We start from the raw sequence: 15,849 nt of genomic DNA on the forward strand, positions 1-15,849 counted from the left end.
TGCAACAATCTTCTGGAATATTTCTGGATTCGTAAATAGTAGTCTGATAGCATGATTTTGCTTACAGGGATAAATGAAACACGTCACATTGGAAAAACAGGGATGCAGATTGTTATTCGCGCTGATTCATCAATATTGATTGGTTCTGGTCATGTCATGCGTTGCATGGTGCTGGCAGACAGTCTGAGGGATGCCGGCCATTCGGTATTTTTTATTTGTCGCGACTTGCCCGGCAATTGCCATGAGCTGATCTTAAAGCATTCCCATGCCTGTAAATTACTTCCCTATTCAGCCCAACAGAAACAGGCTTACTCTGTTGTTGGCGCAAACGATGATTACGCTAAATGGCTGGGTGTCAGCCAGCAGCAGGACGCAGACGAAACGCTGTCGGCCATCTCGGGACACGAGGTCGATCTGCTGATCACTGACGTGTATGGCCTGAACCGGGACTGGGAGCTGGCCGTTAAGGCCCATGTCAAACGCTTAATGGTTATCGATGACCTGGCCAACCGGCCACACGAGTGTGATGTACTTCTGGATTACAACCCCTACAATAACTACCTCAACCGCTATGACAGCCTGGTTCCGCGTTCCTGTAAAAAACTCCTGGGACTGCGGTATGCCCTGATCAATCCGGCCCTGGCAGCTGTGCGCAGAGGACGTCTTGATAAAAAGGCCTCTCCGATATCCTCTGTGCATTCTCTGTTGGTTTTTCTTGGTTCGATGGATGCGAAAAATCTTACAGATGTTGTGCTGGCTCAGCTGATTCAGTCGCGCTGGAGCCGATGCCGCGTGGACGTGGTGCTGGGGGCGCAAAACCCTTATATTGACGATATTATCAATAAATATCGCGACTGGCCTGATATCCACTTTCATATTCAGCCAGCTTACTATTTCGATTTGATGATGAAGGCTGATATGGCCATCAGTGCTGCCGGAATCAGCATACTTGAGCGACTGTACGTTGGGCTGCCGTCGATTATTGTCAAGGCGGCCGACAACCAGCAGCAGATCTGTCAGGACCTGAGCGAGCGAGACCTGGTGGTATACGTCGACGATACCTCACGCCTGGCAGAAACCATCGATCACCTGCCTGATGATATTATCAGGCGCCTGCAGTCTAAAAATGATTTTTTTAGCGCCAATGGTGCGTTGTTACAGGATTTGCTGAATGAAATCAGCCATCTTTCATGCCCGGCATGATGAGCAGATGTAAAAACAGGATTTTTAACCAATGAGTGACCATTGAATACTATGAAAAAGAAAATACTCTTTACAGGTGGTGGGGGAGCGGCGACGGAAGCGCTCTGGCGATTCTTATCCAATAAGTACGATCTCTATTTCGGTGATGCCTGTGTCGATTCGATTGATGACCGCATTCCGGCAGACAGAAAAGTATCGCTGCCCTTTGCCAATGATCCTCAGTTCCTGAGCCGCCTGGCAGAAATCAGCGACAGCCTGCAGCTTGATATGATTGTTCCTGGTGTGGATGAAGAACTGCCCGTCCTTTGCGATAACCGCCATAAAAACCTCCCCGAAATTTTTGCGCCGCCTGCTGATTTCGTTCGACTGATGCTGGACAAGCTTGACTGCATGAATGCCCTGCAGAAAGCCGGACTGAGTGTGCCGCAAACGCGCCCGGTAACAGAGGCCGCCCAGATTGGTTTTCCGTTAATTGTCAAGCCACGTTCTGGCAGAGGCTCCCGCGGTGTCTGTGTGTTGACGTCGGAACAGGAGATTGCCGCCTATCAGTTATTGTATAAGGCACAGCCTGAAACCTTACTGGCTCAGCAGCTGGGTAAGGGGGATGAATATACCATTCTGGTTGCTGGAAACAGGCAGGGTGAACTGACCGCCATTGTTCCTGTCCTGATTGAGCAAAAACGGGGAATAACCATCCGGGCAAGAACTGATCTCAATGAAAATATCATTCAATACGTAAAAGCCTTTCATGCGGTATTTAAGCCACATGGCGTATACAACATTCAGTGTATGCTGACCGCCGATGGTCAGGTTTTACCATTCGAAATAAACCCTCGCATATCGACAACCTTCTGCCTCAGTGTCGCAGCAGGGTTTGATCCCTTTGCGGAGGCCCGCGTGGACCAGGACTCGATTTTCCTCCCCCGCGAAACCATTTGTCTGAAAAGAAACTGGTTCAATAATATATATCCGGCATAGCACAAGGAGTTGCGAGATGGAATTCACAATAGCAGACAAGACAATTGGAGATGGGCATCCGGTTTTTGTGATTGCCGAAATTGGCTCCAATCATAACCAGGATTTTGACCTGGCTCTTCAGCATATCGATGCAGCGGCAGAAGCCGGCGTGGATGCGGTCAAGTTCCAGACCTTCAAGGCCTCGAATCATGTATCCCGATATGCCCATATGCCTGACTATTTAAAGGGCTACGACAATATCCACGAACTGATTCGTACGCTGGAGCTTAATCGCGACTGGCAGCAGGCCCTGCGTGACTACGCAACGAAAAAGGGCGTGATTTTCTTTTCCTCCCCCTGTGATTATGATGCCGTCGATGGTCTGGAGGCTATTGGCGCACCGGCACATAAAGTCGCGTCCTTTGATATTCCTGACCTCGATTTGGTGCGCTACATTGCGAAGACCGGCAAACCCGTACTTTTGTCCACGGGCCTCGCTGACTGGATGGAGATTCAACGTGCGGTTGATGTGTGTCGCCAGGAAGGCAATAACAAAATTGCACTGTTTCAATGCACGTCGCTGTATCCCGCACCAGCACATCTGTCCAATTTGAAAGCGATGCTGTCTATGAAGCAGGCGTTTAATGTTGTCACGGGTTACTCTGATCATACGATGGGCGACACCATTCCTCTGGCCGCCGTTGCCATGGGAGCCTCCATTCTCGAGAAGCACATCACACTGGATAGAAATCTGCCTGGTCCTGATCATGCCTTTGCCATGGAGCCAGATGAATTATGCACCATGATGCGAAAAATCCGTGAAATTGAAGGTGCCATGGGTGATGGTGCGAAAAACGGTCCGCGAATTGAAGAGATGGATACCTTTGTAAATGGCCGGCGTTCCCTGCATGCGAAGCAGGACATTAAAACCGGGGATATCATTACGGAGGCCATGCTGGTAACCAAGCGACCCGGTACCGGCATTCAGCCGCATGAGAAAAACAATCTGCTGGGTAAGAAAGCGCGGGTTGATATCAAGGCGGATCAGTGGATTGACTGGAGCATGGTTTAATAAATCAGGGACGATCTGAGCTGATGACAATTGTAATTACAGGCGCCAATGGTTTTTTAGGCAGGCATCTTGTTTCGGTATTCCAGCAGGAAAACACCCCTGTTGTGGAGCTTGTCCGCACCACGGATGGCAATAAGGCCGCCTGCGATCTGGCAGACAAAGAGCAGGTTACTGAGCGGTTTAAATCACTGTCGCCCGATTTGCTTATCCATTGCGCGGCATTTGTGCCGCAGTCCCTGGCCGATTATCAGAAGGCAGAGCTTTCGCTCAATAATACCCGGATGCTGGATAACCTCCTGTCGGCAACCGATTGCCCGATAATCTACATTTCATCGATGACTGTGTATGGTGAATCGACGAAACTGTCACGCTCGGAGCCTGATGCGGGTAATCCCTCCTCAGAATATGGACGCAGTAAATATGAGGGCGAGTTATTGCTGAGGCAAAGTGGCCGGGATTCGCTGGCTGTCAGGATTCCCGGTTTGTTTGGCGGAAATCGCCAATCTGGTCTTATTGCCAATCTGATTCACTCATTGAGAGATGGCAAAACGCCGAGCCTTCCGGATAAGCCCATTATATGGGCTGCGATGGATGTTATGGATGCCGCCCGGATCATCTATGAGTTGTCACAAACCACATTCACTGGATTTAATCCGGTGAATGTGGCGTATCCTGACGTCTATTCTATCAATCGCTTATTGTCTTATTGTAATGAGCACTTCAAAACAGAGTTCAACTGCGCCATTGCGCATCCTGAGTTCGCATTTGATCTGGCCTCACTGGAATCACGAGGCGTCAAACCAGATAATGATTTGCGACGGGCGTTGAATAACTATATGGCGGCTATTTTATGAATGAAACAAATCTCGACAGGTTTGAGCAGGATTTTGTTGCGCTGGGCAAGGCCATCAGTTCCTGGCGTGACGATCATGAGGCCCGTTCCGTTCTGGAGCCGAGTGCCTTTAAGACAAGCGCTGATTTAAAAGCGCACCAACGTCTGACCGACATGATTCTGCAGCATTTTCCTGGTGCCACGATTCTGTCAGAAGAAGATACCAGTCATCATGCTGAGCGACCAGATGCCTACTGGCTGATTGATCCTATTGACGGCACCGCCAGTTGGTATCATGGTTTTGACGGTTTTGTGACCCAGGCAGCGTATATTGAAAATAATGTTCCGGTATATGGTGCCGTGTATGCACCAGTCTTAAACAGGCTTTGGACAGCGATTAGAGGCAAGGGCGCAAAACGGAACGGGACGCCTTTGCCACGCCTCAGGCAAAGCAGCCGCATCAACCTGATTGACAATTACCCCCAGCCACAACGCGTGGCCAAGACCCTGTTTCAGGCCATGAACGTAAGCCAATACCTTGAGTGTGGATCCTTTGGCTTAAAAGCCTGCATGGTGGCGGATGGCGGTGCGGATTTATTTGTAAAGGATGTTTTATTTCGTGATTGGGATGTCGCACCTGTTGCAGTGATATTGCATGAAACAGGCGGGATCATGAGCGATTTGCGGGGCGGGGCAATTCCTTTTTCCGGCTCGTTTGAAAACAGCAGCGGATTAATCATTGCACGCGACAAGGCCCTGCATGAGCAGGCATTGGCCGTTATAAACCAGCATTGTCTTCAGGACTGTTAATAATAGCCTGAGCAGGCCCGGCGCACTGACGGTTGCTTTGCCGCGTCTTTATCGAACCGGGATTTGGAGAATCAGAACATGAAAAATATTTTGGTAGTTGCCGCCCATTCTGATGACGAGGCGCTGGGTTGTGCCGGCACAATGGCCAGGCATGTGGCTCAGGGTGATCGGGTGTCCGTTGTGTTTATGACCAATGGTGTTGGATCACGAGAGTCTGCCCGAGGCGACGAGGTAGATGGACGCAGCCGGGCCTGCCTCGATGCCTGCGATTATCTGGGGGTGAGTAAGATCTGGCAGCTTGATTTCCCCGATAATCAAATGGACAGCGTGCCTCTGCTGGAGGTGGTGAAGCCCCTGGCTGAGATTATTCAGGCAGCGCAGCCGCAGATCATCTACACGCATTTTTGCAATGATCTGAATGTGGATCATCGGGTGACGCATCAGGCGGTTTTGACCTGTTCGAGACCTATGGTCGGCAGCAGTATTGAAGCGGTTTATTGTTTTGAAGTGCTTTCAAGCACGGAGTGGAACAGCTGCTCCACGCCAAAATTCAATCCCAATATGATTGTGAACATCAGCGCATTTATCGAGAACAAGATGCGGGCCCTGAGCTTTTATCATGAAGAGATGAGGGCGCATCCTCACAGCCGATCCTACGAAACCGTCAAGGCTCTGGCACAGCTTCGTGGGGCTACGCATGGCTTTGAATACGCCGAGGCTTTTGAGATTGAGAGGCTTCTGGTGAAGTAACTTTCAGACGATTTATGCTCAGTGCATCATTTGTCCTCCCCGCGCAGGCGGGGATCCATGGTCAAATCAGGCTCGGGGCCAGCTCCAGGATAGATTCCCGCCTGCGCGGGAATGACAGTTCGGAGTTTTTGTCCGGCACAGAGCGATTTATGATGCGACAGCTTCCTGCATTTCCCGTTTTTTGCGCTCCCAGTCATCAGGAAAGATGGCCAGCCGGTGAATATTCAGGAAGGCATCATTTTTAAAATGATGATTATGAAAGAGCCCTTCTTCCCGGAACCCGAATTTGAGATGCAGTTTCACGACGGCCGGATTATTGGATAAAACCTCGCAGGACAGTTTCTTTAATTTCAGGGTAGAAAACGCGTAATCCAGGGCAAGCCGCTCCATGCGGGAGCCGGTTCCCCGGGGGGCATCAGGGGAGGCAAAAAATCCCCAGAAAGCGTTCTGGCTGTTTTTGTCTATGGCATAAAACCATACAACTCCCGTCGCCTTGCCCTCGTATTCGTACATAAAATACCGGCAGCTTTCGTCGGCACTGACCCGCTCCCACCATTTGAGGTGTTCGTCGGCGGAGATAAGATGGCTGGTATACATATTTCCCCTGACTCCCGGCTCGTTTCGCCATTGCCGTATCATGTCCAGCTCATCTGTTCGTATAGCCCGCAATATTCCAATCGTATTCATTATGATGTCCATCTCAAAAATAAAATGTTAACAGGGGTGTCGCTAAAATAGCCCACTCACGATCTCAGCCTGACAGCAAGGATTGAGGCCTCATTAAATATAATGGATATTGTTATCCAGCGCAGTATATTTGTGTATCAGACAGTCTGCGCCTACCTTTTATCCTCAGGCCTATGTCATAATCACCGTTGTTTTTATTTTTCCAACCAATGAGCATCCATGAAATACGCTGATTTACGGGACTTTATCGATCAACTGGAGCAGCGCCGTCTGCTGACCCGGGTTCATTACCCGGTTTCACCCGACCTTGAAATGACGGTTGTGTGTGATAGGACGCTGCGCGCCGGTGGGCCGGCTCTGCTCTTTACCCAGCCTAAAGGTGCCGGCATGCCTGTACTGGCCAATCTATTTGGCACGGTGGAGCGGGTAGCCATGGGGATGGGAGAGGAAAGTATCGCCGCGTTGCGCGAGGTAGGCAAACTGCTGGCGGCACTGAAGGAACCCGAGCCGCCGAAGGGGTTTAAAGACGCCTTCAGCAAGCTGCCTTTGTTGAAGCACGCACTCACCATGGCACCGAAATACGTCAGCAGTGCCCCCTGCCAGGAAGAGGTCTGGGAGCATGATGAGGTTGATTTGGCGCGTCTGCCCATTCAGACCTGCTGGCCGGGTGACGTGGCGCCACTGATCACCTGGGGGCTGGTGACCACCAGAGGACCGGATCAAAACCGGGAAAACATGGGCATTTACCGTCAGCAGGTTCTGGGGCGCAACAAGCTTATCATGCGCTGGCTGTCGCATCGCGGCGGCGCGCTGGATTTTCAAAGCTGGAAACAGCGTTATCCAGGTGAGCGCTTTCCCATTGCCGTGACCCTGGGTGCGGATCCGGCCACCATTCTCGCCGCGGTAACGCCGGTTCCTGATACGTTGTCGGAATACGCCTTCGCCGGTCTGCTGCGTGGGCAGCGTACACAACTGACGCGCTGTATCGGTAACGATCTGCACGTACCGGCCAGTGCGGAAATCATCCTGGAGGGTTACATCGATCCCAATGAAGAGGCGCTGGAAGGTCCCTACGGCGATCACACCGGTTATTACAACGAGATGCAGTCTTTTCCCGTGTTTACGGTGGAGCGCATGACGCAGCGCAAAAATCCGATTTACCACAGCACCTACACCGGCCGTCCGCCGGATGAGCCGGCGATTCTGGGTCTGGCCCTGAACGAGGTGTTTATCCCGCTGTTGCAAAAGCAGTTCCCGGAAATCGTGGATTTTTATCTGCCACCGGAAGGCTGTTCATACCGTCTTGCGGTTGTCACCATCAAAAAACAGTACCCCGGACACGCCAAACGCGTCATGATGGCGGTCTGGTCTTTTCTGCGTCAGTTTATGTACACCAAGTTTGTGATAGTCTGCGACGACGACATTGATGCACGCAACTGGCAGGATGTGGTGTGGGCCATGACCACGCGCATGGATCCCCTGCGAGACACGGTGATGATCGACAACACGCCTATTGATTATCTCGATTTTGCCTCGCCGGTGTCGGGGCTGGGTTCCAAAATGGGTATGGATGCGACCAGCAAGTGGCCGGGTGAAACGCAGCGAGAGTGGGGTAAGCCCATCGTGATGGACCAGGACGTGTTAAATACGGTGAATGCTTACTGGCAGGATTTGGGAATTTCTTTATGAACAGTGTGGAAATGGATGCCCAGGTGACGCGCATTAATCCGGTGACGGATAAAATCCTGGTGTTGCATCTTCTGCCTGAGCGCTACATGGATTACCAGGCCGGACAATACCTGCAGCTGATGTCGGCCGGAGAATGGCTGAGCTATTCCATTGCCAATGCACCTCTGGGTGCGCATAATTATGAACTGCATATACGCCATGATCCGCAGAATACCTGCAATCAGGCCTTATTCACGGAGATCAGGCAAACAGGCACTGTGCGCATTCGCCTGCCTTTTGGAGAATGTCATCTGGATCGACTGGACTCGGACTTACCCATCCTGTTTATCGCAGGGGGCACGGGTTTTGCGCCTATCAATGCCATGATTGAACAGTTGCTGGCAAGCGGCGATCAACGGCCGTTTGCATTATACTGGGGTGCGCGGTCGCAGAGCGATTTGTATCTGGACGAGAAGGTCAGGCAATGGCAGGCTCATGTCAGTCATTTTCGCTATCAATCCTTGTTGTCCGCTCCTGGCTCGACCGAGACGCTGGCGGGGCTGGTGCTGCAGAATCACGCACGTGACTTATCCGATTATCAGATAGTCATCAGCGGTCCTTTTGACATGGTCTACGCCACCCGTGATGCTCTGGTTGCCGCGGGTGTGGCTGAATCAAGATTGTATTCGGATGCGTTCGCATTTGAAAAAACAGGGAGTAAGTAATGGAAACTTTTTATCAACTGCTGGCTTTGCTGGGGGCGGGTTTGATTGTCTGGTACACATACCGCACGGTTAAAAACAGACCGGATCTGTTCAGCCGGGAAAATCTGAGCAAGAGCTTTTCAACGCTTGGGGTTCTGGCGCTGATATTGATTGTGTTTATCGCGATACTGGCTCTGATTCTGAGAAATACCTGATGTCGGCATGCCGGTAGGTTAATGAAATATTGACAATTATTCTCGCGCAGAAGCCGGAAAGTCAGGTATGATGGACTGTTATTAACAGGATGTGCATTGAAGCGAAGCTTAACTGGACTATATTTCGGCACAATGAGAATGAAATGGACTTTTTGGAGCAGAATTTTTGTTCTGCTGTTGGTTTTTGTCGGGGATAATTTTTTATCCCCGGCTTACGCACGCATTCATTTTGATAATCCTTTTGCCAATCCAGCCGATGTCCTGCAAACCCTGTTAACTAAGGAGCAACCCCAGAAACAAAACAGATTTGCCGTCACTTCGTGCACACCTTCCTCAGGATATGATTCATGCAGGCGCTATACCGCCTCGGGTGCTAACCAGACCTTTGTTGTGCCCTCCGGGGTGACGGTTATTTATGTGATACTGTGGGGGGCTGGAGGAGGGGGGCCTGACGGGACATATTCTGCGTCCCCTGGCGCTGGCGCAGGCGGCTATACTCTGGCCTCTGCTGTTGCTGTAACACCAGGCGAAACACTTAATATTACGGTAGGAAAGGGAGGGCAGACAGCCAGCCTTACAGGTACCTTTGGCGGTGGCGGACCTGGTGGAGCAGGTGTCCTTGCGAGGGGTTCCAGTGGTGGTGGCGGTACCTTTATCTGGCGAGGTGCGCCTTTTTCGGGCACGCTATTGTTGTCTGCGGGAGGGGGTGGCGGTGCCAGCTCTGGAGCCACAGGCTTCCTTGACGCAAATTATGGTCCGGGAGGAGGTGGTGGTGGTACTTCGGGTGCCACGGGTGGCACCCGAACAGGGCTTCCCGGAACGTCTTCATTTGGCGGCGGTACGGTTTCTACACCTGTTCCCTGTGCCACCCCCGCAACCAGTGGCAGCCAATACCAGGGAGGGGCGGGTGGAAGCGATACTTCAGCTGTTTCTGAAGGTGGCGGCGGTGGCGGCGGTGGGTATTACGGCGGTGGTGGTGGCCCATGCCAGCCTACCAGTGCTCTTAATACCGCAAATGGTGGCGGTGGCGGTGGCTCGGGGTTTATTGGCAGTGTTGGCGGTAGCTCTGCTGGAGGCAGCGGTACCGCCAACGCAGGTGGGGTACCGCAAGGTAACACTGACGCACAATACGTCGCGGGTATTGCTGTTGGCGGCTATTGTGCGGGTTCGAGCTGTCCCGGCGGTGATGGTATGGCCGTCATTCAATGGGAAAACCCCACCATGCGCATCCGCAAGAGATCAACAGGCGGCGTAGGTACCTTCAATTTCACTGGCACAAACGGATACAGCGCGGAAGCGATTACTACGGTTACACCTGGTACGATAAGAACTGGTACAACGCAAACGTTAACATCAATTGGTGTGGCTACTACCATCACAGAAGCAGCCGTCGCGGGCTTTACGCTGACTGACATTGCCTGCACGGGGCTTGGATCGGGTGGAACAGCAACGGTTAACCTGGGCTCACGTCAGGTCACCTTGAATGCAGCGGCAACGGTGTCAGGCTCAAACATTACCTGTACGTTCACCAATAAAGCTCCGGTAAGCCTGAGTTTGAGAACAACATGGGTCAATGGAAAGGTTAATGACGCGGTCACCTTATCCAGTTCCGGCTTTCCCAGCAACACCTCCGTCAATTCGATTTCGACAGGGAACAACTCAACAACCAGTTCGGCTGTCAGCCTCTTGTCGGGTGACGTTGGAACCATCTCGCAGTCATTTACCACTGGTTCGGCCAGTAATTACAACAGTACGCTCAGTTGTACGGGAAACGATACCCCTCTGTCAGGGAATCAGTTAACCATAGGCGTAAGCGATACCAGCGTTCTCTGTACGATGACCAACACCCGGATTCAGGCAACGGCGGCGGTCAGTAAATCGTCCAGCCCGGCTACAGGCACAGAGGTTTTACCGGGAGACACGATTACCTATACGCTGCAAACGGTTCTTTCCAATGCAGCTAATGCGGCCAATTTAATTCTGACGGATACGTTAACTGCCGGGCAGACGGCGGGAGCCATGCCTCCCGGCTGCAGCATTGCGGGGCAGGTGATTACCTGTACGCTACCGGCAGAGACAGTACCTGGTACCTACAATTTCACGTACACGACCACCGTCAACCCTGGTGTGACAGGTTCTGTAGGCAATTCCGTGGTTGTCAGCGGTGGCGGCAGTACGACTACCACTTCCTGCACGAACTGCACGACTACGCATCCGATCAAACCGGCAACGATTGCAGTGAGCAAATCGTCCAATCCGGCCACCGGTACGTCGGTGGGAGCAGGCGACAGCATTACCTACACCCTGCAGGCGGTGATCGGCTTGACTAACACCTCATCCCCTCTGGTATTGACCGATACCCTGAGTGCCGGGCAAACCAGAGGAGCATTGCCGGCAGGATGCACGGCCTCGGGTCAGGTGATTACCTGTACCATTCCGGCCGGCACGGTACCCGGTACCTACAGCTTTGCCTACCCGGCCACGGTGAATTCGACCGCGACCGGCTCGGTGAGCAACAGTGTTGTACCAACGGGTGGGAGCACCAACGCCCCGACCTGTTCAAACTGTACAACAACGCATCCAGTCAAACCGGCAACGATCGCGGTGAGCAAATCGTCCAATCCGGCCACCGGTACGTCGGTAGGAGCAGGCGATAGCATTACCTATACCCTGCAGGCGGTAATCAGTACGGCGGCCAACGCCTCCCCTCTGGTATTGACGGATACCCTGAGTGCCGGGCAAACCAGAGGAACGCTGCCGGCAGGCTGTACGGCATCGGGCCAGGTGATTACCTGCACCATTGCAGCCGGTACAGCACCGGGTACGTACAGCTTTGCCTACCCGGCTACGGTGAATTCGACCGCGACCGGCTCGGTGAGCAACAGTGTTGTCCCGACGGGTGGGAGCACCAACGCCCCGACCTGTTCAAACTGTACAACAACGCATCCAGTCAAACCGGCAATAATTGCAGTAAGCAAATCGTCTAATCCGGCCACCGGCACCGCCGTGGGAGCAGGCGACAGCATTACCTACACCCTGCAGGCGGTGATAAGCACCGCGGCTAACGCCTCTCCTCTCGTATTGACGGATACCCTGAGCGCTGGACAAACGATAGGAACGCTGCCGGCAGGATGCACGGCCTCGGGTCAGGTGATTACCTGTACGATTGCAGCCGGTACAGCACCGGGTACCTACAGTTTTGCCTACCCGGCTACGGTGAATTCGACCAGGACGGGCTCCGTGAGTAATACGGTGGTACCGACGGGTGGCAGCAGCACTGCACCGACCTGTTCAACCTGTACAACAACGCATCCGATCAAACCGGCAATAATCGCCGTAAGCAAATCATCCAATCCCGCTACCGGCATCGCCGTGGGAGCAGGCGACAGCATTACCTACACCCTGCAGGCGGTGATAAGCACCGCGGCCAACGCCTCTCCTCTGGTACTGACGGATACACTGAGCGCCGGGCAAACCATAGGAACCCTGCCGGCAGGCTGTACGGCATCGGGTCAGGTGATCACCTGTACGATTGCAGCCGGTACAGCACCTGGGACCTACAGTTTTGCCTACCCGGCCACGGTGAACTCGACCACAACCGGCTCGGTGAGCAACAGTGTTGTCCCGACGGGCGGCAGCAGCACTGCACCGACCTGTACGAACTGTACGACCACACATCCGATAGCACCCGCGATTATTGCAGTGAGCAAATCCGCCAGTCCGGCGAGCGGTACGGCCGTTGTGGCAGGAGACAGCATTGATTACAGCCTGCAGGCAGTGATCAGTTCGGCGGCCAACGCCTCCCCTCTGGTATTGACGGATACATTGAGCGCCGGGCAAACCATAGGAACGTTGCCGGCAGGATGCACGGCATCGGGTCAGGTGATCACCTGTACCATACCAGCCGGCACGGCACCTGGTACCTACAGCTTTACCTATCCGGCCACGGTGAATCAGACAGCAACGATCTCGGTAGATAACAGTGTCGTACCGACCGGCGGCAGTGCTACCACACCGACCTGTACGAACTGTACGACCACGCATCCGATAGCCCCCGCGATTATCGCGGTGAGCAAATCAGCAAGTCCTGCGACTGGTACCACCGTTGTCCCGGGCGATATTATTGACTACACCCTGCAGGCGGTGATAAGCACCGCGGCCAACGCTTCCCCTCTGGTGTTGACCGATACCCTGAGCGCCGGCCAAACCATAGGAACATTGCCAGCCGGTTGTACGGCATCGGGTCAGGTGATTACCTGTACTATCCCGGCTGGCACGGCACCTGGCACCTACAGCTTTACCTATCCGGCAACGGTGAGTCAGACAGCGACGGTCTCAGTTGATAACAGCGTCGTACCAACCGGTGGCAGCAGCACGGCACCGAGCTGTACAAACTGCACCACCACGCATCCGATAGCCCCCGCGATTATCGCGGTGAGCAAATCGTCTGTTCCTGCGACCGGAACTACAGTTGACGCAGGTACTACCATTGATTACAGCCTGCAGGCGATAATCAGTACGGCGGCCAACGCATCTGATCTGGTACTGACCGATACCCTGAGTTCCGGCCAGACACTGGAAACCCTGCCGGCAGGTTGCACGGCATCGGGTCAGGTGATTACCTGTACCCTTCCAGCCGGCACGGCACCGGGTACGTATACCTTTACTTATGATGTTGCGGTTGATGGTAATGCAAGCGGCACGGTGAGTAATACGGTGGTGCCGAGCGGTGGCAGCGCTACCACGCCAACGTGCACGAACTGCAGCACAACTCATACGGTTACTCCAGCGACCATTCTGGTGAGCAAATCATCAAACCCTGCGAGTGGTACCGTTGTTGCGGCAGGTGACACGGTTGATTATACGCTGCAGGCAGACATCAGTCTTTCTGGCAACGACTCAGATTTGATACTGACGGATACCTTAAGTGCGGGCCAGACGCTGGGAACCCTGCCGGCAGGCTGTACGGTGGCAGGCCTTGTCATCACCTGTACTCTGCCCGCTAATTCAACACCGGGAACATATACCTTTACCTATCCCGTAACGGTGGATCAGACGGCCATCACGCAAATCAAGAACAAGGTAGTACCCACTGGTGGCAGTAGTTCTGGGGTTGCCTGTATGCACTGCAGTACCACACATCCCATTGCACCCGCGATTATTGCGGTGAGCAAATCGTCTGTTCCTGCGACCGGTACCACTGTTGTCGCAGGTGATGCGATTGACTACAGCCTGGAGGCGGTGATTGGCACGGCTGCCAACGAATCCGATCTGGTGCTGACCGATACCCTGAGTGCCGGCCTGACAATCGGGACCCTGCCGGCCGGCTGTACGGCTACGGGTCAGGTGATTACCTGTACCATTCCAGCTGGTACGGCACCTGGCACGTACAGCTTTACCTATCCGGCCACGGTTAATCAGACAGCAACGGTCTCGGTAGATAACAGCGTCGTACCGACGGGTGGCAGTGCTACCGCACCGACCTGTACGAACTGTACGACCACTCATCCGATAGCCCCCGCGATTATCGCGGTAAGTAAATCCTCTAATCCTGCGACGGGTACCACTGTTGCGGCAGGTGACAGCATTGACTACAGCCTGCAGGCCGTTATTGGTACAGCAGCGAACGAATCGGATCTGGTCTTAACCGATACCCTGAGTGCCGGCCAAACCATCGGAACCCTGCCGGCCGGCTGTACGGCATCGGGTCAGGTGATTACCTGTACCATTCCGGCTGGCACGGCACCGGGTACTTACAGCTTTACCTATCCGGCCACGGTGAATCAGACAGCAACGGTCTCGGTAGATAACAGCGTCGTACCGACGGGTGGCAGTGCTACCGCACCGACCTGTACGAACTGTACGACCACACATCCGATAGCGCCAGCCATTATCGCGGTGAGCAAATCTGCCAGTCCTGCAACCGGTACTGCTGTTGCGGCAGGCGACACCATTGACTACAGCCTGCAGGCCGTTATTGGTACGGCAGCGAACGAATCCGATCTGGTGTTGACGGATACCCTCAGCGCCGGGCAAACCATCGGAACCCTGCCGGCAGGATGCACGGCATCGGGTCAGGTGATCACCTGTACCATTCCGGCTGGCACGGCACCGGGTACTTACAGCTTTACCTATCCAGCCACGGTGAATCAGACAGCGACGGTCTCGGTAGATAACAGCGTCGTACCGACGGGTGGCAGTGCTACCGCACCGACCTGTACGAACTGTACGACCACGCACCCGATAGCCCCCGCGATTATTGCGGTGAGCAACTCCTCCAATCCGGCGACCGGTACAGCGGTTGCGGCAGGCGATACCATTGATTACAGTCTGCAGGCAGTAATAGGCACCGCGGCCAACGAATCCGACCTGGTGTTGACCGATACTCTGAGTTCCGGCCAGACACTGGGAACCCTGCCGGCGGGTTGTACAGCCACGGGTCAGGTGGTTACCTGTACCATTCCAGCCGGCACGGCACCCGGCACTTACAGCTTTACCTACCCGGCCACGGTGAATCAGACAGCAACGGTCTCGGTGAGCAATGCGGTGGTGCCGACAGGTGGCAGCACGACGACACCGACCTGCACGACCTGCACAACCACGCATCCGATAGCGCCCGCGATTATTGCGGTGAGCAACTCCGCCAATCCCGCGACCGGTACTGTTGTTGCGGCTGGTGACACCATTGACTACAGCCTGCAGGCGGTGATTACTACGGCAGCCAACGAATCCGATCTGGTGTTGACCGATACCCTGAGTTCCGGTCAGACACTGGGAACCCTGCCGGCAGGATGCACGGCATCAGGTCAGGTGGTTACCTGTACTATTCCAGCCGGTACCGCACCTGGCACCTACAGCTTTACCTATCCGACAACGGTAAATCAGACAGCAACCGGTTCAGTGAGCAATGCGGTGGTACCGACAGGTGGCAGCACGACGACACCGACCTGC

Annotated in this window: 11 protein-coding genes; 10 read left to right on the top strand and 1 reads right to left on the bottom strand. The window is 53.9% G+C overall.

The window, feature by feature from the left end:
• The first annotated feature begins 102 nt into the window (after window positions 1-102).
• The 6 genes from pseG to ACQUTA_RS02705 all read left to right on the top strand — a co-directional run bounded on the left by pseG (window position 103) and on the right by ACQUTA_RS02705 (window position 5,624).
• Entirely contained in the window at window positions 103-1,203 is a 1,101-nt protein-coding gene (pseG, locus tag ACQUTA_RS02680; RefSeq protein WP_444986645.1) for a UDP-2,4-diacetamido-2,4,6-trideoxy-beta-L-altropyranose hydrolase, read from the top strand.
• 51 nt (window positions 1,204-1,254) lie between these two features.
• A complete protein-coding gene (locus ACQUTA_RS02685) occupies window positions 1,255-2,181 on the top strand; it encodes an ATP-grasp domain-containing protein (protein ID WP_444986646.1) in 927 nt (308 codons plus the stop codon).
• Window positions 2,182-2,197: 16 nt separating this feature from the next.
• On the top strand, window positions 2,198-3,232 hold the full coding sequence (locus tag ACQUTA_RS02690) for an N-acetylneuraminate synthase family protein (protein WP_444986647.1): 1,035 nt from the start codon (window positions 2,198-2,200) through the stop codon (window positions 3,230-3,232).
• Between the two features lie 23 nt (window positions 3,233-3,255).
• Window positions 3,256-4,086, top strand: coding sequence for an NAD-dependent epimerase/dehydratase family protein (locus tag ACQUTA_RS02695; RefSeq protein ID WP_444986648.1), 831 nt, complete (start codon window positions 3,256-3,258; stop codon window positions 4,084-4,086).
• Entirely contained in the window at window positions 4,083-4,874 is a 792-nt protein-coding gene (locus ACQUTA_RS02700; protein ID WP_444986649.1) for an inositol monophosphatase family protein, read from the top strand. Before ACQUTA_RS02695 ends, ACQUTA_RS02700 begins: the two co-directional genes overlap by 4 nt.
• A 78-nt stretch (window positions 4,875-4,952) precedes the next feature.
• Complete coding sequence (locus tag ACQUTA_RS02705; protein WP_444986650.1) at window positions 4,953-5,624, top strand: PIG-L deacetylase family protein; 672 nt, start codon at window positions 4,953-4,955, stop codon at window positions 5,622-5,624.
• A gap of 147 nt (window positions 5,625-5,771) precedes the next feature.
• Here the strand turns inward: ACQUTA_RS02705 and pseH are convergent, their stop codons facing one another.
• Window positions 5,772-6,311, bottom strand: a complete 540-nt coding sequence (pseH, locus tag ACQUTA_RS02710; protein WP_444986651.1) for a UDP-4-amino-4,6-dideoxy-N-acetyl-beta-L-altrosamine N-acetyltransferase — start codon at window positions 6,309-6,311, stop codon at window positions 5,772-5,774.
• Window positions 6,312-6,530: 219 nt separating this feature from the next.
• On the opposite strand from pseH, the gene ubiD reads away from it, so the two are divergent.
• The 4 genes from ubiD to ACQUTA_RS02730 all read left to right on the top strand — a co-directional run.
• Window positions 6,531-8,000, top strand: coding sequence for a 4-hydroxy-3-polyprenylbenzoate decarboxylase (ubiD, locus tag ACQUTA_RS02715; RefSeq protein WP_444986652.1), 1,470 nt, complete (start codon window positions 6,531-6,533; stop codon window positions 7,998-8,000).
• The gene (locus tag ACQUTA_RS02720; RefSeq protein WP_444986653.1) at window positions 7,997-8,704 is read left to right on the top strand and encodes an NAD(P)H-flavin reductase; all 708 of its coding nucleotides are present in this window, start codon (window positions 7,997-7,999) and stop codon (window positions 8,702-8,704) included. The genes ubiD and ACQUTA_RS02720 overlap by 4 nt, the downstream gene beginning before the upstream one ends.
• The gene (locus ACQUTA_RS02725; RefSeq protein ID WP_444986654.1) at window positions 8,704-8,898 is read left to right on the top strand and encodes a hypothetical protein; all 195 of its coding nucleotides are present in this window, start codon (window positions 8,704-8,706) and stop codon (window positions 8,896-8,898) included. The genes ACQUTA_RS02720 and ACQUTA_RS02725 overlap by 1 nt, the downstream gene beginning before the upstream one ends.
• Window positions 8,899-9,036: 138 nt before the next feature.
• Window positions 9,037-15,849: prealbumin-like fold domain-containing protein (locus ACQUTA_RS02730; protein WP_444986655.1), on the top strand; the 6,813-nt coding region annotated here is incomplete at its 3' end.

The organism is Legionella navarrensis (genome assembly GCF_052527415.1).